The sequence below is a fragment of the Clostridioides sp. LIBA-7678 genome (assembly GCF_056716065.1).
Window position 1 is genome coordinate 1,749,517 of sequence record NZ_CP196987.1, and the last position, 20,128, is coordinate 1,769,644.

Here is a 20,128-nt window from a genome sequence, read left to right on the forward strand (position 1 = left end):
GTAAGGAGAATTATATGAATATATATGAACAAGCTATACAGTTAATAGAAAATAAGGAGGATTTTGCATTTGCTACTATAACCTCTCACTCAGGTTCAACACCACGTGAAACTGGAGCCATGATGATTGTAAAAAATGATGGTAAAATATCTGGTTCAGTAGGTGGAGGAAGTGTAGAAGCTACATGTATAAAACATGCACTTAATGTCATAAAAGATAGAAAATCAATGTTGTATAAATTTACTTTAAATAAATCTGATGTAGCAAAACTTGGAATGATATGTGGTGGCAATGGAGAGATACAAATAGATTTTATTGACAGTGAATTAGAGAGTAATATAGAAAGATTTAATAGAAGTTTAAAAGAGAATACAAGTAAAGCGTATATATTTGGGGCAGGTCATATCTCAAGAGATGTGGCTGTAATATTATCCCTTTTAGAATTTAGAACAGTAGTAATAGATGATAGAGAAGAATTTGCCAACTCTGAAAGATTTCCAGATTCAGAAGTAGTAGTTTTAGATTCTTTTGAAGATATACCAGATTTTTCAATTGATGAAAATAGTTATATAATTATTTTAACAAGGGGGCACTTATATGATTCAAGTGCTTTAGAATGGGCTCTTAAAAGAAATTCTGGGTATATTGGTATGATTGGAAGTAGAACCAAGATTGGGCTAACATATGAAAAACTTATGAAAAAAGGTTTCAAAAAGGAAGAACTTGAAAAAGTTCATGCACCAATAGGTATAAAATTGGATGCTCAGACACCAGCTGAAATAGCTGTATGTATAGCTGCTGAACTTATAAATTGTAGAGCAAATAAGGAAAAAAGAAACTGATGAATACAGTAAGTAAAGACACTGACATTTTAAATGTAACTTTTAGAGGTAATGAGATAAAGGTGATTTTGTTGTATAAAGATAGAAAAAATATTTCTATAAAAATAGACTCATTTGGTAAAATAATTGTAACAAGTCCTCCTAAAATCTCTAAAAAAATAATAAAAGACATAATAATTGAAAAGGGAGACTGGATACTTAAAAAGTCTGAAAAATATAAGAACAGAGAAGAATCATACAGACAAAGAATGTTTATAAATGGCGAGAAATTTCTTTATTTAGGTAAAGAATACTATTTAGTTATAAAAGAAATGTTAGATGATTGTGTCTCAAAAAGTAACTGTACAATAAATCTTGATGAATCTCAAATAATTATTCAAACAAATGATACCAGTAAAGACTTCATTAGAACATCTTTGAAGGAATGGTATAAAACAGAAAGCCAAAGAATAGTTTTAGAGAGAATAGATTTTCTTAAATCAACTTGTGAAATAATGAAGCAATTGATTCCAAAAAGTGTTAAGGTAAAAGAGCAAAAAAAGAGATGGGGAAGTTGCACATCTCAAAAAAATATTTATATAAATTCAAAAATATCTATGGCAAGATTAGATGTAATTGATTATATAATAATACATGAATTTAGTCATTTAATACATATGAATCATTCTAAAAAATTTTATGATTTGGTAAAATCTATTATGCCAGATTATAGAGAAAAAGAAAATTGGCTAAAAATAAATGGATATAAAATAATAATATGAAAACGCTTATTCCAAAAGTTGTATTTAGAATATAGAAAACATATTATTGTGAAAAAAACAAATAATCTGAAAATTTTAAAAAAAGTCGTTGACATTATAAAAGATAGAGAATATAATCTATATTAACAACAAAACAGATAGAAAATATAAAATTAAAAAAATTAAAAGCGATGACAGAGACAATGATACTAATGGTGTTATCCACAGAGAGCCAATGTTGCTGAGAATTGGTGTTAACAGTAGTATAATTATCACTCTGGAGCTTTTGTACTGAATATTTTTAGTAAGTACAAACGTCTGCCAACGTTACATGGCTAAGGTTAAGGTAATCAATTACCCGACCTGAAAAAAGAGGGGTAGATGTATTTTTATATCTACAAATAAGGTGGTACCGCGGAATATAACTTTCGTCCTTATAAGTAATATTTATATTGCTTATAAAGATGAAAGTTTTTTTATTTTAAGCAATATAAAAAGTTCAATCCATATAAAATTAATAAAAAATAATAAAAATAAGGAGGAATTTTTATGGAAAATACTGTATATGCTAAATTAAACCAAGGGATAGATTCTTTTTTAAGAGTGGCTATGACTCTTAGAAGGAGAGAAGTTGATATACAATCAATAAGTATGACTGTAGATAACATGAATAATTCAGGAATAAAACTAATAGTAAATGAAGAAAAAACATCTCTAGATTGTGTTTTAAATCATATGAAGAAGCTACATGATATAAGAGAAATAACTGTTGAGAAAGTAAGACATTAATTAAATGTGTTTTATAAAAATAGAAGCTAATGATAAATCTATTTATGTTAAAATGAAAAACTAAAGATAAATATTAAATTAGAAAAATCTTAGAATGAAAATACAAATATCATTGAATTTATTAGTTTTCCGCAATTTATAAAAACTGAAAATTCTAAAAATATAATTTTGAAACCATTTAAATTTAGAAATATAATCTGTTAAGTAGCATAAAATCAATGATAATGAGTATAAATTTCTAATAAAAATAAATATCATAAAAATGAGAGAAAGTATTGGGAGGAAATAAAGATGGCAAAGATGTATTATGAAAATGATGTAAATTTAGAGGTTTTAAAAAATAAAAAGGTTGCAGTTTTAGGTTATGGGAGCCAAGGACATGCACATGCACAAAATCTTAGAGATAATGGTGTAGATGTAGTAGTAGGACTTTATGATGGAAGTAAATCAGCACAAAAAGCAAGAGAAGATGGATTTGAAGTTAAAAGTGTAGCAGAAGCGACAAGAGAAAGTGATTTGACAATGTTACTAATGCCAGATGAAAAGCAAAAGAAAGTTTATGAAGAGAGTGTAAGGGATAACTTAAAAGAAGGTCAGACATTAGCATTTGCACATGGATTCAATATACATTATAACCAAGTACAACCACCAGAATTTGTTGATGTTGTAATGGTAGCTCCTAAAGGACCTGGTCACCTAGTTAGAAATGTATTTACAAAAGGAAGTGGAGTTCCTGCACTATTTGCGGTATATCAGGACTACACTAAAAAAGCTACAGAGACAGTTTTAGCATATGCAAAAGGTATTGGAGCAACAAGAGCAGGAGTTTTAGAAACTACTTTTAAAGAAGAAACAGAAACAGATTTATTTGGAGAACAGTCAGTACTTTGTGGTGGAATAAGTGAACTTATAAAATTAGGATATAAAACACTTGTAGATGCAGGATATCAAAAAGAAGTAGCATATTTTGAATGTCTACATGAAATGAAACTAATAGTTGACCTTATATATGAAGGTGGATTTGAAAGAATGAGATATAGCATAAGTGATACAGCAGAATATGGAGATTATGTATCTGGTAAAAGAGTAATAACTGATGCAGCAAAGCAAGGTATGCAAGAAGTTTTAGAAGATATACAAAATGGAAAATTTGCGAAGGCATGGATTAAAGAGAATGAAGAAGGTCGTGAAAACTTCCTTAAAACTAGAGAAGCAGAATATGCTACAGAAATAGCAGAAGTTGGAAGAAATCTAAGAAGTATGATGTCATTCTTAAAATAAATATATTAAATGGATTAGTTTGAGGGAAAGAGTGGTGCATGGTAGTGCGTATGAATGGAGCAAAAGTAATTTTAGAATGCTTGAAGAAAGAGGGAGTTGACACAGTATTTGGATATCCTGGTGGAGCAGTGATACCTCTTTATGATGCTCTATATGATTATCAAGATGATTTCAAACATATAAGGACATCTCATGAACAAGGTTTAGTTCATGCATCAGATGGGTATGCAAGAAGTACTAACACAGTGGGGGTTTGCTTTACAACATCTGGTCCAGGAGCAACAAATGCTATAACTGGAATAGCAACAGCTTTTATGGATTCGTCTCCTATGGTTGTGATTTCAGGGCAAGTTCCAACAAGTTTATTAGGCAAAGATTCTTTTCAAGAAATTGATATAACAGGAGCGACTTTGTCTATGACAAAACATAATTATCTAGTTAGAAGTACCAAAGAATTGATTCCTACAATAAAGGAAGCTTTTAAGGTCGCAAATTCAGGAAGAAAAGGGCCTGTACTTGTAGATGTACCAAAGGATTTATTTTTGGCAGAAATGGATTTTAACGATGAGGATTATGATTCATGCCAAATAGATGATTATATGGATTATAAGAATGATTTTGATTTAGAGGATGAAATAAATATTAAACTTTTAAGTGATGCAATAGATATAATAAAAGATTCTAAAAGACCTATAATATATGCTGGTGGAGGTGTTAAGTCTTCAGATAGTGAGGAAATTCTTGAAAGATTTGCATCCAAAATAGATACACCTGTATTAAATACACTTATGGGACTTGGTAATATAGATAGAAAAAATGAGTTATCTCTTGGTATGGTTGGAATGCATGGAAGTAGAGAAAGTAATTTAGCTCTTTCTAATTCAGATTTGGTTATAGCTATAGGTGCAAGATTTAGTGATAGAGTAATAAGTAAAAGTTCTGAATTTGCTAAAAATGCAAAAGTAATACACATAGACATAGACCCATCTGAAATAAGTAAAAACATAAAATCAAATGTATCTCTAGTTGGAGATGTGAAATTTATTCTTAGCTTACTACTAGAGAAAGTGGATAGTAAGAATAATAGTCACTGGAAAGAAGAAATAAAGACTTTTAGAAAGAGTGAGGGTGTACAAGAAGGTGAATTTCATCCACAAAATATACTTAGAAAAATAAATGAGAAGTATGAAAAATTAGATAATCCTACTGTAGTGGTAACTGATGTTGGTCAGCATCAAATGTGGGCTGCTAAATACTGGAATTTTAAAGGTAATAAAAGCTTTATAACATCAGCAGGACTAGGAACAATGGGCTTTGGTTTAGGTGCAGCTATAGGAACTAAAGTTGGTAATGTAGATAAAAATGTAGTTTTGGTTACTGGTGATGGAAGTTTTAGAATGAATTGTAATGAACTAGCTACAGTTTCAAACTATAATGTACCTATACTTATTTTATTGCTTAATAATAGAACACTAGGGATGGTAAGACAATGGCAGAAATTATTTTCTAATCAAAGATACTCTCAAACTGATATTGATGAAAATGTAGACTATGTTAAGCTTGTAAATGCCTATAATATTGATGGATATAAGGTATCTGATATGGAAGGGTTAGAGAAAGTTTTAGATATGATAGATTTTAATAAACCTATGTTTTTGCAATGTGATATAGATAAGGATTATGATGTTTATCCTATTGTAGCTCCTAATGATGCATTAGAAAATTTAATATGTAACTAAGATTTATACTGAATATTGATAAAGTTTTTTATTGAAACTTTATTGATGTTCAGTTTTTTATTTAGGTGTAGATTTTTTGTCTTTGTAAATAAATTACTCAATGTATAACTAAGTATTTATTAAATCTTAATTATAGAACTTAGAATAAGATTGTATTTTAAGCAAATAATAAATTTGAATAATAATTTACGGAGGTATTCATATGTTTAAACATGATAAAGCGTTATTAAAAGAAGTAAAAGTAGAAAGACCAAATCCTCAATATGCTGTTTTGATGCAAGAACAATTAGGAGGAGGAAATGGAGAATTAAAGGCAGCAATGCAATATTTGGCTCAAAGTTTTAGAATAAAAGACCCTCAAATAAAAGATTTATTTCTTGATATAGCAGCAGAAGAGCTTAGTCATATGGAAATGGTTGCTCAAACTATAAATTTATTAAATGGTCATGATGTTGATTATAATGCAGTTGATACAGGTGAAATAGAGACTCATGTATTAACTGGATTATCACCAGTATTAATAAACTCATCAGGAGCTCCATGGACTGCTGATTATGTTACAGTTACAGGTGATTTAGTAGCTGATTTACTTTCAAATATAGCTTCAGAACAAAGAGCCAAGGTAGTTTATGAACACTTATATAGACAGATTGATGATAAACATGTAAAAGAAACAATAGATTTTTTACTTAACAGAGAAGAAGCACATAATGCTTTATTTAGAGATGCTTTAAATAAAGTCAAAGATACAGGTTCAAACAGAGATTTTGGGGTTACAGAAGATTCAAAGTTATATTTTGACTTATCAACTCCAGGACCAAATCATGATACTAAAATAGATATTAATCCTCCTTCTTTTGAAAAACCTTTAAAAAAATAATTTGATATTTTTCATGTTGTTTTGTTTTAGTAAATATATAAAAAATTATTTGCCTAGAAGAATTAAGTAGATAAAAATCTAAATATATGTAGTTAAGATGGGTATACACTTAATATAAGTGTATATCTATTTTTTTATTGCAAAATATATAATAAAACAATAATGAGGTGGTATTGTGGAAAATAATAAAAAACCTAATAATCTAATAAATGAAAAATCTCCATATCTTTTACAGCATGCGTACAATCCTATAAATTGGTATAGTTGGAATGATGAAGCTTTTAGAAAAGCAAAAGAAGAAGATAAACCAATATTTTTAAGTGTAGGGTATTCAACATGTCATTGGTGTCATGTTATGGAAAAAGAATCTTTTGAAGATAAAGAAGTTGCTGAAATAATGAACAAAAACTTTATAGCAATAAAAGTAGATAAAGAAGAAAGACCTGATATAGATAGTGTATATATGACAGTTTGTCAAGCTATGACAGGCAGTGGCGGATGGCCAATGACTATAATAATGACACCAGATAAGAAACCTTTTTTTGCAGGAACATATTTCCCAAAGTATTCAAGATATAATAGACCTGGTGTTATAGATTTATTAGAAAGTGTATCTGATAAATGGAATACAAACAAAGATATACTTATAAAATCTGGAGATGAAATAATAGAAGCTCTTAAAGATGATTTTGGAGTGAAAAATACAGATGGCGAGTTATCAAAAGAGATGTTAAAGTCATCTGTTAGGATATTTAAGGCTATCTATGACGAGAAGTATGGTGGATTTGGTAATGCACCTAAATTTCCAAGTCCTCAAAACCTTATGTTTTTGATGAAATACTATAGTATAGAAAAAGATGAAGATGTATTAAAAATGGTGGAAAAAACTTTAGATGGAATGTATAGAGGAGGTTTGTTTGACCATATTGGATTTGGTTTTTCAAGATATTCAACTGATAAAAAATGGTTAGCACCTCATTTTGAGAAAATGTTATATGACAATGCCATGCTTACAATAGCGTATTTAGATGCATATAAAATAACAAAAAGAGAATTATATAAAGAAATTGCTATAAAGACTATAGATTATGTAATTAAAGAGATGCAAGATAAAGAAGGGGGTTTTTATTCAGCACAGGATGCTGATAGTGAAGGTGAAGAAGGAAAATTTTATACATTTAATCCTCTTGAAATAATTGATGTACTGGGTGAAGAAGATGGAAAGTTTTTTAATGATTATTTTGATATAACTAATGGTGGAAATTTTGAGGGTAAAAATATCCCAAATCTTATAAAAAACAAAGAATATGATAGATATAATGAAAAAATAGCTAATCTTAGTAAAAAGGTATTTGAATATAGAAAAGAAAGAACATCTTTGCATAAAGATGATAAGATACTTACTTCATGGAATGCATTGATGATAGTAGCTTTGGCAAATGCTTATAATACACTGAAAAATGATGTGTACTTAGAGTATTCAAATAAATGCCTTGATTTTATAAATGATAAGCTTGTAAACGAGTCAGGTAGATTGTTAGCTAGATATAGAGAAGGAAGTTCTGCTTATTTAGCTTATTTAGATGATTATGCTTTTTTAATATGGGCATATATAGAGCTTTATGATTCAACATTTGATATGAGATATCTAGAAAAGGCATTGAATTTAAATGAAAGCTGTATTGACCTTTTCTGGGATTATGAAAAAAGTGGATTCTATATATATGGTAAGGATAGTGAAAATTTAATAGCAAGACCAAAAGATTTGTATGATGGTGCTATTCCATCCGGAAATTCTGTTCAATTATACAATCTTATAAGACTTGCAAAGATTACTGGTGATAGCAAACTTGAAGAAATATCGTATAAACAATTAAAACTATATGTAGATAATGTAAAAAATTCTCCAACTGGGTATAGTTTCTATATGCTTTCATTGATGTATGAACTTTATCCTACCAAAGAAATTATATGTATTTTAAAAGAAGACTCTGATTTGATTGGATTTAAAAAATTAATAAGTAAAAATTTTATACCAAATGCAACTTTTTTAGTAAAGAAATACAATGAAGAAAATGCCAAGGTAGATTTTTTAAAGGATTATAAATTAAAGAATAATAAGACTACTTATTATGTGTGTCAAAACAATAGCTGTAGCCAACCATTTAATGATTTACAAAAACTAAATGATATGCTTTTAAGAGTACAATAACGACAAGAAAAGAACTCTATATTTATACTTAATATAGAGTTCTTTTCTTATAACTAACAAATACCACTTTAATCATTTTGTTAGCAGTATTGAGAAATTAAAATTTTTATTTTTTAAAAATTAATTTTAAATCTATATACTTTTATAAATATTTATAATATTAGTAAGTTTTGTTTATCTCATTTCTTCTTCTTGAAAACTCTTCAAGTAGTTCAGATTTGATTTTATCTAGTTCTTCATCTTCCATAAAATTAGCATCTTCTTCAAATCCATCTTGTTCTTCACCATTAAAACGGTACATTTTTTTTAGTAAACTCCATAAAGTTTCCAGTTCATCTTTACTAAATTCATGAAACACATCAGCCATAAAATTTATTCCAATTTTACTACATGTTATCATAACTTCTCTTCCTAAGTCTGTAATTTTAACATTAATAGCTCTTTTATCATGAGGACTTGGAACTACTTTAACATATCCACTTTTTTCAAGATTAGAAACTAGTCTGTTTATGTTTTGTTTACTTGTACCCATTTTTCTTGCGATATTATTTAATGTTGTTTCTTCTTCTGGTAAATGGAGAATAGATAAAATAGTCATATACTGTCTTGAAGTAAGTATACCAAAATATTTATCTCCTTCTATTTGTATTTTGTTTGTAAGGGTAAAGAGAGTAGCATAAGTTTGATTCATTAGAAAGAGTTCTTTTAATTCATTTGAATAATCCATGAAATATCTCCTTTATCTTTGGATTGTATTTTAACGAAAACAGAATATCATGAATTGATTCTAATGTCAATATGATGTCCAAGTATATCTAGGTATTATTTTTTATATTAAGATTTAAGTTGTTAAATTATTATATAACTTTGTATAGTCATTTGTATCAATGGTTAGTAAATCATAAAGTATATAGAAAGATTTTGACTTGAAAATACTTGTAATATAATATATAAGTTAATATACTGAATAAAATCAATCTGGAGGGATAATTATGAAGTGTACAAACTTTACTTTCAAAGGAGAGGAAGATTTAGATATATATACATACAAATGGGAAGATAAAAATATAAACAACCCAAAAGCCGTTATCCAAATTTCACATGGAATGGCTGAAACAGCACAAAGGTATGAGCCTTTTGCTAAAGAACTTACTAAAAATGGCTATATAGTATATATTAACGACCATAGAGGTCATGGAAAGACTGCGAAGACTATAGAAAATGTTGGTCATTTAGCTGAAAAAGAAGGATTTAGATGTCTTGTAGAAGATATGCACACTTTAACAAATATTATAAAAAAGGAAAATGGGAATTTACCAATTTATTTATTTGGACATAGTATGGGTTCGTTTGCAAGTCAAAGATACATAATGGATTACCATGATAATTTGTCTGGTCTTATACTATGCGGTTCAAATGGAAAACAAGGGATTATCTTAAATTTTGCCCATATGATAATTAATCATGAAATTAAAAAACATGGAAGAAATTCAAGAAGTAATAAAATAAATGATTTGATATTTGGTGGAAAAATCATAAAAAGAAATAAAAACTCTAAATTTGATTGGCTGAGTAGAGATAGAGAACAAGTTGAGAAATATATAAATGACCCATTTTGTGGAGTAGTGTGTAGTTGTGGTTTTTTTTATGATTTGATTCAAGGATTAAAAGAAATTGAGGATAAGCAAAATCTAAAAAAAATACCTCTTGATATTCCTATTTATATAATATCTGGTGATAAAGACCCTATAGGAAAAAATGGAAAGGGAGTATTAAGACTGAGGGATAGATATATAAATTTAGGGGTAAAAGATGTATCTTGTAAGCTTTACAAAGATGGAAGACATGAATTATTAAATGAGATAAATAAGGAAGAAGTATTTGAGGACATAATCTGTTGGCTAAATAATAAAATAGATAGATTGTAATAAAGAAATGTATATAATGTAATATTAGTCTTATAGTATTAGCTATATAAATGATTTATTTGTATTAAATGTGCTCTTTATGATAATGACACTTATAGTATAAATAAGTGTGATTACAAATAGGTTATTAATAGCAAGTATTATTATCATTAGATGTGGAATCTACTTTAAGTCAATGAAAGAAAATTTTAGACTAAAATATAACCAATGGTTAAATTATGAACATTTTATTAACTTTGCCTCGATTTACTAGTAAATACTTTTTTTATATACTTAAATTACAACAGATGTACTAGGGAGGTATATATGCAAATTAAAATAGGTAAAGTCATACAAACTCTTAGGAAAGAAAGAAATCTAACTCAAGAGCAATTGGCAAAATTTATAGGGGTTTCAACACCAGCAGTATCAAAATGGGAAAGTGGAAATTCTTATCCTGATATAGAATTATTACCACTATTAGCAGATTTTTTTAATGTATCTATTGATAAGCTTATGAATTATAAGATTGATTTAAGTGAAGAAGAAGTAATGAAAATTTATCAAGAATTAGAAGCAGTTTTTGCTGGGATTGAAATTGATTTATCAACAGAAGAACCAAAAGAAGAATGTAAAGAAGACTTAGAATCTGTGAAAAAACTTTCTAATATGTACATAGATAAGTATCCTAAATGTTATTTATTAAAATTAAAGATATGCTCACTGTACCAGATGTATTCATATAAATTTGGTAAGAATGAGTTGAACAACAAAGTAAAAGAAACAACAAATATTCTTGAAGATATAGTAAGAAATACAGATGATATTCAAATTAAAGAAACAGCACTCATTATATTATCAAATGCATATTATATGTTGGAAGATTATAAAAAGGCAGAGTTGTACTTAAGTATGATACATGAACCAATAGGAGATACAAGTGTTAATTTAGCTATGATATATTTAAATCAAAATAGGTTGGAAGAAGCAGAAATATTGCTTCAAAATAAATTGTTCACTAATGTATTCAATGTAAGTATGGATTGTAAAGGAATAATTAATATATACAAATATCAATATAAGGAATTAAAGCAAAAATTGGAGGATGGAGATTCTAATAAAAAAGTAATAGAGAAAGAAATGGAATATATAAAAGATAAGTTACTAGGGTATGCAAACTTTTCTTTAGAAATAAAAAAAATACTTAGTGAAGATAAAGGTGCATTTTTTAATATATATATGGATTATATGGAATTATCTTTAACGTTTTTATTTTTTAATATGAAAGAAGAAGCTAAAGAAGCTTTATATAGTTTAAAAGAAATATTAGAGAAATATCCTATACATGAAAATTTGGATGTTAGCCAAATGAGATTTTTTGATAAAGTAAAATCTAAAAATTCCTATACTTTTAATATATATACGAATCTGTTAATTGTGTTTAGTGATGAGAGTTATAATGAACTTAGAGACGAGCCAATTTTTGAGTCTGTAATTGAAAATCTTTTGGAATTAGAGAAATTGTTAAAAGATAAATAATAAATAAAAATTTAATATAAGACTTAAAGATTACTTAAGTTAAAGGGAGATGTTTCAACATAAAAATTTGAATTATCTCCTTTATTGTGCGAAAATAGAAAAGAATTTCATAATATAGTCCAATTTATGGAATAATTCTTTTGTTCAAGGAAAAGGAATCTTTTATTTTATAGCATTAATTAATATTAAAAAAGCAGCTAATTATAGTGAATCAACTGCTTTATATAATTGTTATGATATTTTGCAAAGTTCAATAGAGAGGGACTGTATCTAGAAATTCATTACATGGTTCCCTAAGTATTGATTAAACTTATCATATTCCATTTTAGATAGAATTTCTGGATAAGACATTACAACTAGATTATGACCACTAAATTTATCTTGGTATGGTGGATGAATATGTTCATAATCATTTGCCTTATATTTTACTCTCTCATAGAAAGCCTTACGTTTGATTGAAATATCATCAATAGGAGGGTCAATTTCTAGAATAACAGTTTTTCCTCTTTTATTTAGAAGTTCCAATGTTCTTTGCCCATACATATTATTACGCATTTCTGGAAAAATACAAAAATGCTCTACATAAATAAAGCTTTCTGTTTCCCAACACAAAATTATGCCAACAAACTTGTCTTTATCATAAATTAAATTGAATTGATATTCTTCATTTTCCATAATTTCTGATTGCAAAGAAGACTTTCTCTGCTCATGAAATGGGAAACTAGTTTTATATAATTCCATAGCTTTATAGTATAATCTATCTTTACTGGTTCTTAAACGTTCAAATTTCATTTTGTTCCTCCCAATCATAAAAATTTCTAATCTGCATATGAATTCATTTTATCATAGTCAATATTGGTATACAATGTGTTTTAATCTGTGTATCATCTTTCCGTTTTGTTTCCTCTATGTCCATCTTTTTTAGGATGAAAGATAAATTGTTTATGATATTATTTCAAATTATTATATTAATCACTGATTATTTAAAAATAGTATGTGTGATGGCTTTTAAACTGTCTAAAAATGATTTTAATGATTTTAGAAGTTACAAAAAAGTTACATAAATTTTGAAAGCTATAATATACATATATAATATAAGATTAAATCTGTAATGAATAATACTAATTTGAAGTTTGAATAGGGAAGGAGATTATTATGGAGAAAAGAGAAAAGAGGATAATAATATCATCTTTATTGAGTGTATCAATTTTGCTGAGTTTGGTAAGTATTTATTCTATATTAAATAAAGAAGATATAAGTTTAATAGTTAAAGGTCAAGAGCAAAAAGTCTCTTCATTTAAAAAAACAGTTGAAGAACTCTTGGATGAACAGGGTATTAAGTATAATTCTGAAGATAAAATTAATCCAAGTTTAGATACAGAATTAAAAGATGATATGCAAATAAAAGTTGTAAAAGTAACTAATAATCAAAAAGAAGAAATTGAAAAGATTCCATTTGAGACAAAGCATGTGAATGATAGTAATCTATTAAAAGGAAAATCTAAGGTCTATCAAGAAGGAAAAGAAGGAGAAAAAAAACTAGTCTATAAATTAACTTACCATGATGGAAAGTTAGTCAAAAAAATCTTATCAAAAGAATTAATATCTAAGGAGCCAACTACAAAAATTATAAAATATGGAACTAAAGAAAAAGTATTGATTGCATCAAGAGGAGCAAATATAAGAGGTGGAAAACATATGAAAGTGGTTGCTACTGCATATGCAGGAGATACAATAACATCAACTGGAACGACTCCAAGATGGGGTGTTATTGCAGTCGACCCTAGTATAATACCATATGGAACAAAAGTATATATACCTAAATTGGGTATGACTTTTGTAGCAGAAGATTGTGGAGGTGCAATTAAAGGTAACAGAATAGATATTTTTATGAATAGTGAAGGAAGTGCATCAAATTGGGGAAGAAAGAGTATAGATATATATCTACATTAAATTAGTAACTATAATAACTTTACTTGAAAGATAAAAAAGTATAAAATATGAATTAACTAAACTGTTAGATTATTCTTGAAACATAAAAATATATCTAAGGGGGGATAAGATGAAAATAGTCTGCTTAGGAGACAGTTTAACATATGGGTTTGGAGTATCACGAAGTAATTCATGGACAAACATTGTGAATAAAGAGACTCGATTAGAAATAATAAATAAGGGTATAAATGGTGATACAACAAGTGGTATGTTAGTTAGATTTAATGAAGATGTTGTAAAAAATTCTCCTGATATAGTTTTTATAATGGGTGGTACCAATGATTTGATTGTTGGAGCAGGAAATGAAGTTATTAATTCTAATATAATGGCTATGGTGCATCAAGCATATTCAAAAAATATCATACCTATAATAGGTATACCATTGAAACCAGATATTCCAAATGTTAGAGAAGATTGGAGTCGTTTTACTGATTTTAATCTAGTATCCAAAAAGTTAGAATTATATAATTGTTGGGTAAAAAAGTTTAGTGTAACATTTAATACTGAGTTTGTAGATTTTTATTCGAGATATAATAAGTGCATGGAACAAAAAGGATATAAAAACTTGTATTTTGATGGATTACATCCAACGAAAGAAGGTCATAGAGTAATGGCAGATATATTTATTAGCTCAGTTAATAAATATATAGAAGAAGTATAATTATATAAAAGATATTTGTTTATACAATTATAATAAATACATAAGATAGGGAGGATTTTATTATGGATTATAGGAAAACTTATGAAGAGTGGGTAAAAAGTTCATATTTTGATGAAGATACAAAGATAGAATTAGATAAGATAAAAGGTAATGAAAAAGAAATAGAAGATAGATTTTATAAGGACTTAGAATTTGGTACTGCTGGTCTTAGGGGTATAATCGAAGCAGGTACAAATAGAATAAACAAATATACAGTTAGAAGAGCTACTTTTGGATTGGCTAACTATATATTAGAAAATACGACAGCTGAAGAAAAAAATAGAGGAGTAGTGATAGCTCATGACAATAGACATAAGTCTAGAGAATTCTGTATAGAGTCTGCAAATACTTTGGCAGCATGTGGTATAAAAGCATATATATTTGATAGTTTAAGAACCACTCCAGAATTATCTTTTGCAGTTAGAAATCTAAATGCAATAGCGGGTATAGTTATAACAGCCAGTCATAATCCTCCTGAATATAATGGATATAAGGTATACTGGGAAGATGGGGCACAAGTTATGCCAGATATAGCAAATGCAATAACTGAGAAAGTAAATAGTATACATGATTACAGTATAATACCAACTTTAAGTGAAGATAATAAAAATTTAGTTATTTTATTGGATGAATCACAGGATACTGAATTTATAGAAGCAGTAAAGAGTCAAATTATAAGAACCGACTTAGTTAAAAATGTAGGTAAAACTTTTAAAATAGTTTATACACCTCTTTGTGGAACAGGCAATATACCAATAAGAAGAGCATTAAAAGAAGTTGGATTTGAAAATATAATTGTAGTTCCAGAAGAAGAAAATCCAGACCCAAATTTTGCAGGTCTTGATTATCCAAATCCAGAAGAGAAAAAAGCTTTAAATAGAGGAATATTACTTGCAAAAGAAAAAGGAGCAGACCTTGTAATAGCAACTGACCCAGACTGCGATAGAGTGGGTGTAGCTGTAAAAACTACCACAGGAGAGTATGCTCTACTTACAGGTAATCAAATCGGTGGTATGTTGACACATTATATAATAGAAGGTTTAAAAGAAAATAATAAGTTAAAAGAAAATTCTACAATGATAAAAACTATAGTTACATCAGAGTTTGGAGCAGATATAGCCAAAGCCAATAATGTTGATGTGTTAAATGTTCTTACAGGTTTTAAGTTTATTGGTGAGAAAATAAAACTATTTGAACAAAATAAAGACAGAAATTATGTATTTGGATATGAAGAAAGTTATGGTTATTTAGTTGGTACTCATGCGAGAGATAAAGATGGAGTAGTTTCTTCATTATTAATATCTGAAATGGCAGCATTTTACTATTCAAAAGGTATGAGTTTATATGAAGGTCTAATAGAACTTTATAAGAAATATGGATTTTTTAAAGAGCAGACTATATCTTTGACTTTAAAGGGTATAGAAGGAGTAGAAAAGATAAAAGAAATAATATCTTACTTTAGAGAAAATCAAATTGATTATATAAATGATATCAAAGTAGTGGATAAAAAAGATTATAAAAAAGGTATAGATAATCTTCCTAAGTCTGACGTTTTAAAATACTTCTTGGAAGATGAATCTTGGGTAGCAATACGACCATCTGGAACAGAGCCAAAACTTAAATTCTACATAGCTGTAAAAGGAGCTAGTGAGGTTGAAGCAGATGAAAAACTAAGTGGTCTAAAAGAATATATAGATATTATGGTTGAAAAATTAAAATAAAAGATGTTTAACTATCTTATAAGATAGTTTTATGATAATATTTATTTAGCTGAAAATTATAATTTACTTTCATTGATTAGAATATAGAAATGTTAGTAGAATTGTTATTTTCAGCTTTTATTTATGTTATTTTTATTTAAATAATTATATTATGGTATGAATCTGAGTATAATTAATATTGTATAATGAAATTAATTTGAGAGAAAAGGGGATATTTATGTTTGGGATAGATAAAAAATTGATTGAATATATAGTTGCAAAATCTAATTACAGTGAATTAAGTTCAAAGTCAGCAGAAGTATCTTTTTTCTTGATGCTGTCTATATTTCCTTTTTTAATATTTACTATAAGTTCTATAGCATATATACCAGTTCTTCATTTAAATAAATATATAGAACTTTTTAGAAATATGATGCCAGAAAGTGCTTTTGATGTATTATCTTCAATTATAGTTTCTGCAATAGATAATAGAAGTTTAAATTTTTTAGCTGTCAGTTTTGGACTTACTATGTGGACATTTTCAAGAGCAGTAAAAGCTCTTATTAAAGGGATGAATAGAGCATATAAAGTTAAAGAAACTAGGTCTTTTTTTAAAATCCTATCTATATCATTTTTATTTACAATTATGCTTTTAGTGTTAATTTTTTTATCTATGATATTTCTGGTTTATGGAGAGAAAATAGGTTATTTTATTTTTAATTTTATAGGATTAGATAAGATATTTATAAGGATATGGGATATTTTAAGATACTCTGTAGGTATTTTAACAATAATAGTTATATTTACAGCTTTGTATAAGTATACACCAAATAAAAAGTTGACTCTGAAAGAATCTGCACCAGGTGCTATTTTTGCTACATTTTCTTGGTTCTTAGTGTCATTTTTGTACTCTTATTATACAAATTATTATGCTAACTATGAAGTAATCTATGGAAGTATAGCTGAAATAATTGTACTTATGACATGGATGTATTTTAGCAGTTGGTCTATTGTTATAGGCTATGAAGTAAATTCAAGACTGTATTTTAGAAAGATAAGAAATGAAAGTTTAAAGTAAACTTTAAAAAAAGAAACATTATTTAATATAACAAATGTAAATTTTGTAAAAACGTTTTCTAAAAATAATTTACATTTGTTATTACATATGATAATATTGAATCAAGATATTAATAAGGAGATGGTTCAATGTTATCAACTACTACATGGAAAAAAATGTTGATAAGTGCGGCGGAAATATTAAAAGAAAATAAGATATATTTATGTGAATTAGATAGTGTAGTTGGAGATGGTGACCATGGGGTTACTATAGATAGAATAGCAGATTGTATGAAAAAAAGAGCATTAGAAGAAAATAAAAATGATAGCATAAAATCAATCAATGAAGATTTAAGTACTTTATGTATGAATGTAAATGGTGGTTCAGCAGGACCTTTATGGGGGACTATATTTGAGGGAATGGCTGAAGGAATAGATGATAAAGATGAACTTGAAATAGAAGAAATAAAAGGTATGTTTAATGAAGCAAGAGAAAATTTATCTCTTATTTCTACTGCTAAAATAGGTCAAAAAACTTTGGTAGATGCATTATATCCAGCCATAGATGCTATTTATAATGTACAGAGTAATGACATAGTAGATATCTTTAGATTAGCTTATGAAAAAGCAGTAGAAGGTGCTGAGAATACTAAAACTTACATAGCAAAATTTGGACGAGCAAAAAGTATAGGAGAAAGAAGTCTAGGACATATGGACCCAGGTGCTGTTTCTATATCACTGATGTTTAAAGGTTTATATAACGCATTATAAATTAGATTAACAAATTAAATAATAAATATAACAAGTTTAATAGGGGGAATTTATCATGCCAATGAAAAAATTTATTAACCAGTCAGAAGATTTAACTAGAGAAGTTTTAGAAGGTTTAGAACTTGCAAATTCAGACCTACTGAGAGTTACAGATTCCAATTTAGTAATAAATAAAAAATTAGAAGAAGCAGAAAGAGTAACAATAGTCACTCTAGGTGGAGCAGGTCATGAACCAGCATTGAGTGGATTTGTTGGTGATGGAATGGTCGATATAGCTGTAGTTGGAGATGTATTTGCAGCCCCAGGTCCAAATTCTTGTTTAGAAGCTATAAAAATGGCTGACAGAGGCAAAGGTGTACTGTTTGTAGTCCTTAATCATGCAGGAGATATGTTGACAGGAAATCTTGTTATGAAACAAGTTAAAAAAGAAGGACTTAATGTTAAAAAAGTTGTTACTCAAGAAGATATAGCAAATGCACCAAGAGAAAATAGTGATGATAGAAGAGGTTTGGTTGGTTGTATACCTTTATATAAAATAGCTGCAGGAGCTGCTAAAGAAGGAAAATCTTTAGATGAAGTTGCAGAAATAGCACAAAAATTTGCTGATAATATGGCGACTATAGCTGTTGCATGTAAGGGAGCTACTCATCCTTCTACAGGAATGGTTATTTCTGAGCTTGGAGAAAATGAGATGGAAATAGGAATGGGGCAACATGGAGAAGGTGGAGGTGGACGTATGGAAATGAAGTCTGCTGATGAAACTGCTGAAATAATGACACAAGCTTTGATTAAAGATTTAGACATTAAAGATGGGGAAAAAGTAATGTTAATAGTTAATGGCTCAGGAGCTACTACTTTGATGGAAATGCTAATAGTGTATAGAAAATGTCATAAAATATTGCAAGAAAAAAATATAGAAGTACTTTCAAATCATGTTGGAGAGCTTTTAACTACTCAAGAAACAGCTGGATTCCAACTATTTATAGCTAGAATGAATGAGGAATTGTTAAGATATTTCAATTCACCATGTAATACACCTTACTTTAAAAAAAATTAGATTGAATTAAAGGGAGATAAAAAATGGCAGATAAAGATGGAATAATACTACCAAAAGATTACGGAGTAGGTATAAAACCTCCAGAACAAAGCTTTTATTTAAAAGGAATGGATAATGTGGATTGGGGAATGAAAAATAGATTGTCAAAAATATTCAATCCTAAAACAGGAAAATCACTTATGTTAGCCTTTGACCATGGGTATATCATGGGTCCTACTCAAGGGTTAGAGAGATTAGACCTTTCAATACCTGACCTTATAGAAGATGCAGACTGTCTTATGGCTACAAGAGGAGCTTTGAGAACATGTATAAGTCCAATTCAGGATAAGGCTATAGCACTTAGATGTTCAGCAGGAAGTTCAGTGCTTAGAGAAGATATGAGTAGGGAAGTAATTGGAGTTGATATAGAAGATGCTATAAGAATGAATGCATCTTGTCTAGCTATACAGACATTTATGGGTGCTGAAGGCGAATGTAAAGCTATAGAAAATTTAGTTAAAACAATAGATATGGGAAATAGATATTCTATACCTGTTTTGGGTGTTGTTGCAGTAGGTAAAGAAATGGAAAGAACAGCAAAATATTTCTTATTAGCTACTAGAATGCTAGCTGAGTTTGGAGCAAGTATAGTAAAGAGTTATTATTGTGAAGATTTTGAGAAAATAACAGCTGCTTGTCCAGTACCTATAGTTATAGCAGGAGGAAAAAAAGTCCCAGAAAAGGAAGCATTAGAGATGGCTTATAGAGCTATAAACGAAGGTGCAGCAGGTGTTGATATGGGAAGAAATGTATTCCAATCAGAAAGTCCAAAAGCAATGATAAAAGCAATAAAAGCTATTGTTCACGAGAACAATACACCAGAACAAGCATATAAGTTATTTGAAGAATTAAAGAAGGAGTATAAGTAATATATACTAAGTTAA

The 20,128-nt window shown here is 28.2% G+C and carries 18 protein-coding genes and 1 other annotated feature; of the genes, 16 read left to right on the plus strand and 2 right to left on the minus strand.

Going from position 1 to position 20,128, the window contains the following annotated elements; translation table 11 throughout:
• The first annotated feature begins 14 nt into the window (after positions 1 to 14).
• The 7 genes from ACTG46_RS08510 (at position 15) to ACTG46_RS08540 (ending at position 8,483) form a co-directional block, all read left to right on the plus strand.
• A complete protein-coding gene (locus ACTG46_RS08510; protein WP_479923935.1) occupies positions 15 to 842 on the plus strand; it encodes an XdhC family protein in 828 nt (275 codons plus the stop codon).
• On the plus strand, positions 842 to 1,603 hold the full coding sequence (locus tag ACTG46_RS08515) for a M48 family metallopeptidase (RefSeq protein ID WP_074179017.1): 762 nt from the start codon (positions 842 to 844) through the stop codon (positions 1,601 to 1,603). Before ACTG46_RS08510 ends, ACTG46_RS08515 begins: the two co-directional genes overlap by 1 nt.
• A gap of 161 nt (positions 1,604 to 1,764) precedes the next feature.
• Positions 1,765 to 2,021 (plus strand) — a binding site (T-box leader).
• A 110-nt stretch (positions 2,022 to 2,131) separates the two neighbouring features.
• Positions 2,132 to 2,371: an ACT domain-containing protein gene (locus ACTG46_RS08520; protein WP_021384344.1), complete on the plus strand. Its 240-nt coding sequence runs from the start codon at positions 2,132 to 2,134 to the stop codon at positions 2,369 to 2,371.
• 234 nt (positions 2,372 to 2,605) lie between these two features.
• Complete coding sequence (ilvC, locus tag ACTG46_RS08525; RefSeq protein ID WP_265327124.1) at positions 2,606 to 3,652, plus strand: ketol-acid reductoisomerase; 1,047 nt, start codon at positions 2,606 to 2,608, stop codon at positions 3,650 to 3,652.
• 50 nt (positions 3,653 to 3,702) lie between these two features.
• Positions 3,703 to 5,391 carry a biosynthetic-type acetolactate synthase large subunit gene (gene ilvB / locus ACTG46_RS08530; RefSeq protein WP_479924063.1) on the plus strand — a complete coding sequence of 563 codons (1,689 nt, stop codon included), beginning with the start codon at positions 3,703 to 3,705 and terminating at the stop codon, positions 5,389 to 5,391.
• A gap of 202 nt (positions 5,392 to 5,593) precedes the next feature.
• On the plus strand, positions 5,594 to 6,271 hold the full coding sequence (locus ACTG46_RS08535) for a manganese catalase family protein (RefSeq protein WP_054270052.1): 678 nt from the start codon (positions 5,594 to 5,596) through the stop codon (positions 6,269 to 6,271).
• A 175-nt stretch (positions 6,272 to 6,446) separates the two neighbouring features.
• The gene (locus ACTG46_RS08540) at positions 6,447 to 8,483 is read left to right on the plus strand and encodes a thioredoxin domain-containing protein (protein WP_479923936.1); all 2,037 of its coding nucleotides are present in this window, start codon (positions 6,447 to 6,449) and stop codon (positions 8,481 to 8,483) included.
• A 160-nt stretch (positions 8,484 to 8,643) separates the two neighbouring features.
• On the opposite strand, the gene ACTG46_RS08545 is transcribed toward ACTG46_RS08540, so the two are convergent.
• A complete protein-coding gene (locus tag ACTG46_RS08545; protein WP_054270054.1) occupies positions 8,644 to 9,210 on the minus strand; it encodes a MarR family winged helix-turn-helix transcriptional regulator in 567 nt (188 codons plus the stop codon).
• Between the two features lie 265 nt (positions 9,211 to 9,475).
• On the opposite strand from ACTG46_RS08545, the gene ACTG46_RS08550 reads away from it, so the two are divergent.
• On the plus strand, positions 9,476 to 10,411 hold the full coding sequence (locus ACTG46_RS08550) for an alpha/beta hydrolase (protein WP_074179022.1): 936 nt from the start codon (positions 9,476 to 9,478) through the stop codon (positions 10,409 to 10,411).
• 306 nt (positions 10,412 to 10,717) lie between these two features.
• Positions 10,718 to 11,929, plus strand: a complete 1,212-nt coding sequence (locus ACTG46_RS08555; RefSeq protein WP_054270056.1) for a helix-turn-helix domain-containing protein — start codon at positions 10,718 to 10,720, stop codon at positions 11,927 to 11,929.
• 270 nt (positions 11,930 to 12,199) lie between these two features.
• Here the strand turns inward: ACTG46_RS08555 and ACTG46_RS08560 are convergent, their stop codons facing one another.
• Positions 12,200 to 12,721, minus strand: a complete 522-nt coding sequence (locus ACTG46_RS08560; RefSeq protein WP_054276537.1) for an N-acetyltransferase — start codon at positions 12,719 to 12,721, stop codon at positions 12,200 to 12,202.
• Between the two features lie 363 nt (positions 12,722 to 13,084).
• Here ACTG46_RS08560 and ACTG46_RS08565 point away from each other — a divergent pair, with 363 nt between their 5' ends.
• From ACTG46_RS08565 to lsrF, 7 genes are all read left to right on the plus strand, one after another.
• Positions 13,085 to 13,882 carry a 3D domain-containing protein gene (locus tag ACTG46_RS08565; protein WP_231300674.1) on the plus strand — a complete coding sequence of 266 codons (798 nt, stop codon included), beginning with the start codon at positions 13,085 to 13,087 and terminating at the stop codon, positions 13,880 to 13,882.
• A 109-nt stretch (positions 13,883 to 13,991) separates the two neighbouring features.
• Entirely contained in the window at positions 13,992 to 14,582 is a 591-nt protein-coding gene (locus tag ACTG46_RS08570; protein WP_231300675.1) for an SGNH/GDSL hydrolase family protein, read from the plus strand.
• Between the two features lie 62 nt (positions 14,583 to 14,644).
• Complete coding sequence (locus ACTG46_RS08575; RefSeq protein ID WP_231300676.1) at positions 14,645 to 16,342, plus strand: phospho-sugar mutase; 1,698 nt, start codon at positions 14,645 to 14,647, stop codon at positions 16,340 to 16,342.
• Positions 16,343 to 16,559: 217 nt separating this feature from the next.
• Positions 16,560 to 17,399 (plus strand): YihY/virulence factor BrkB family protein, encoded by an 840-nt coding sequence (locus ACTG46_RS08580; protein WP_054270061.1) that lies wholly within the window; start codon positions 16,560 to 16,562, stop codon positions 17,397 to 17,399.
• A 128-nt stretch (positions 17,400 to 17,527) separates the two neighbouring features.
• Complete coding sequence (dhaL, locus tag ACTG46_RS08585) at positions 17,528 to 18,148, plus strand: dihydroxyacetone kinase subunit DhaL (protein ID WP_054270062.1); 621 nt, start codon at positions 17,528 to 17,530, stop codon at positions 18,146 to 18,148.
• A gap of 55 nt (positions 18,149 to 18,203) precedes the next feature.
• Positions 18,204 to 19,205: a dihydroxyacetone kinase subunit DhaK gene (locus tag ACTG46_RS08590; protein WP_167640462.1), complete on the plus strand. Its 1,002-nt coding sequence runs from the start codon at positions 18,204 to 18,206 to the stop codon at positions 19,203 to 19,205.
• A gap of 23 nt (positions 19,206 to 19,228) precedes the next feature.
• Positions 19,229 to 20,113, plus strand: coding sequence for a 3-hydroxy-5-phosphonooxypentane-2,4-dione thiolase (lsrF, locus tag ACTG46_RS08595; RefSeq protein WP_054270064.1), 885 nt, complete (start codon positions 19,229 to 19,231; stop codon positions 20,111 to 20,113).
• Positions 20,114 to 20,128: the final 15 nt, after the last annotated feature.

Coding starts and splice junctions, on each gene's coding strand:
- ACTG46_RS08570 (WP_231300675.1), top strand. CDS start 13,992: ATGAAAATAGTCTGCTTAGGAGACAGTTTAACATATGGGTTTGGAGTA.
- ACTG46_RS08545 (WP_054270054.1), bottom strand. CDS start 9,210: ATGGATTATTCAAATGAATTAAAAGAACTCTTTCTAATGAATCAAACT.
- ACTG46_RS08580 (WP_054270061.1), top strand. CDS start 16,560: ATGTTTGGGATAGATAAAAAATTGATTGAATATATAGTTGCAAAATCT.
- ACTG46_RS08550 (WP_074179022.1), top strand. CDS start 9,476: ATGAAGTGTACAAACTTTACTTTCAAAGGAGAGGAAGATTTAGATATA.
- ACTG46_RS08565 (WP_231300674.1), top strand. CDS start 13,085: ATGGAGAAAAGAGAAAAGAGGATAATAATATCATCTTTATTGAGTGTA.
- ACTG46_RS08515 (WP_074179017.1), top strand. CDS start 842: ATGAATACAGTAAGTAAAGACACTGACATTTTAAATGTAACTTTTAGA.
- lsrF (WP_054270064.1), top strand. CDS start 19,229: ATGGCAGATAAAGATGGAATAATACTACCAAAAGATTACGGAGTAGGT.
- dhaL (WP_054270062.1), top strand. CDS start 17,528: ATGTTATCAACTACTACATGGAAAAAAATGTTGATAAGTGCGGCGGAA.
- ACTG46_RS08520 (WP_021384344.1), top strand. CDS start 2,132: ATGGAAAATACTGTATATGCTAAATTAAACCAAGGGATAGATTCTTTT.
- ACTG46_RS08560 (WP_054276537.1), bottom strand. CDS start 12,721: ATGAAATTTGAACGTTTAAGAACCAGTAAAGATAGATTATACTATAAA.
- ACTG46_RS08575 (WP_231300676.1), top strand. CDS start 14,645: ATGGATTATAGGAAAACTTATGAAGAGTGGGTAAAAAGTTCATATTTT.
- ACTG46_RS08535 (WP_054270052.1), top strand. CDS start 5,594: ATGTTTAAACATGATAAAGCGTTATTAAAAGAAGTAAAAGTAGAAAGA.
- ACTG46_RS08590 (WP_167640462.1), top strand. CDS start 18,204: ATGCCAATGAAAAAATTTATTAACCAGTCAGAAGATTTAACTAGAGAA.
- ilvB (WP_479924063.1), top strand. CDS start 3,703: ATGAATGGAGCAAAAGTAATTTTAGAATGCTTGAAGAAAGAGGGAGTT.
- ACTG46_RS08510 (WP_479923935.1), top strand. CDS start 15: ATGAATATATATGAACAAGCTATACAGTTAATAGAAAATAAGGAGGAT.
- ACTG46_RS08555 (WP_054270056.1), top strand. CDS start 10,718: ATGCAAATTAAAATAGGTAAAGTCATACAAACTCTTAGGAAAGAAAGA.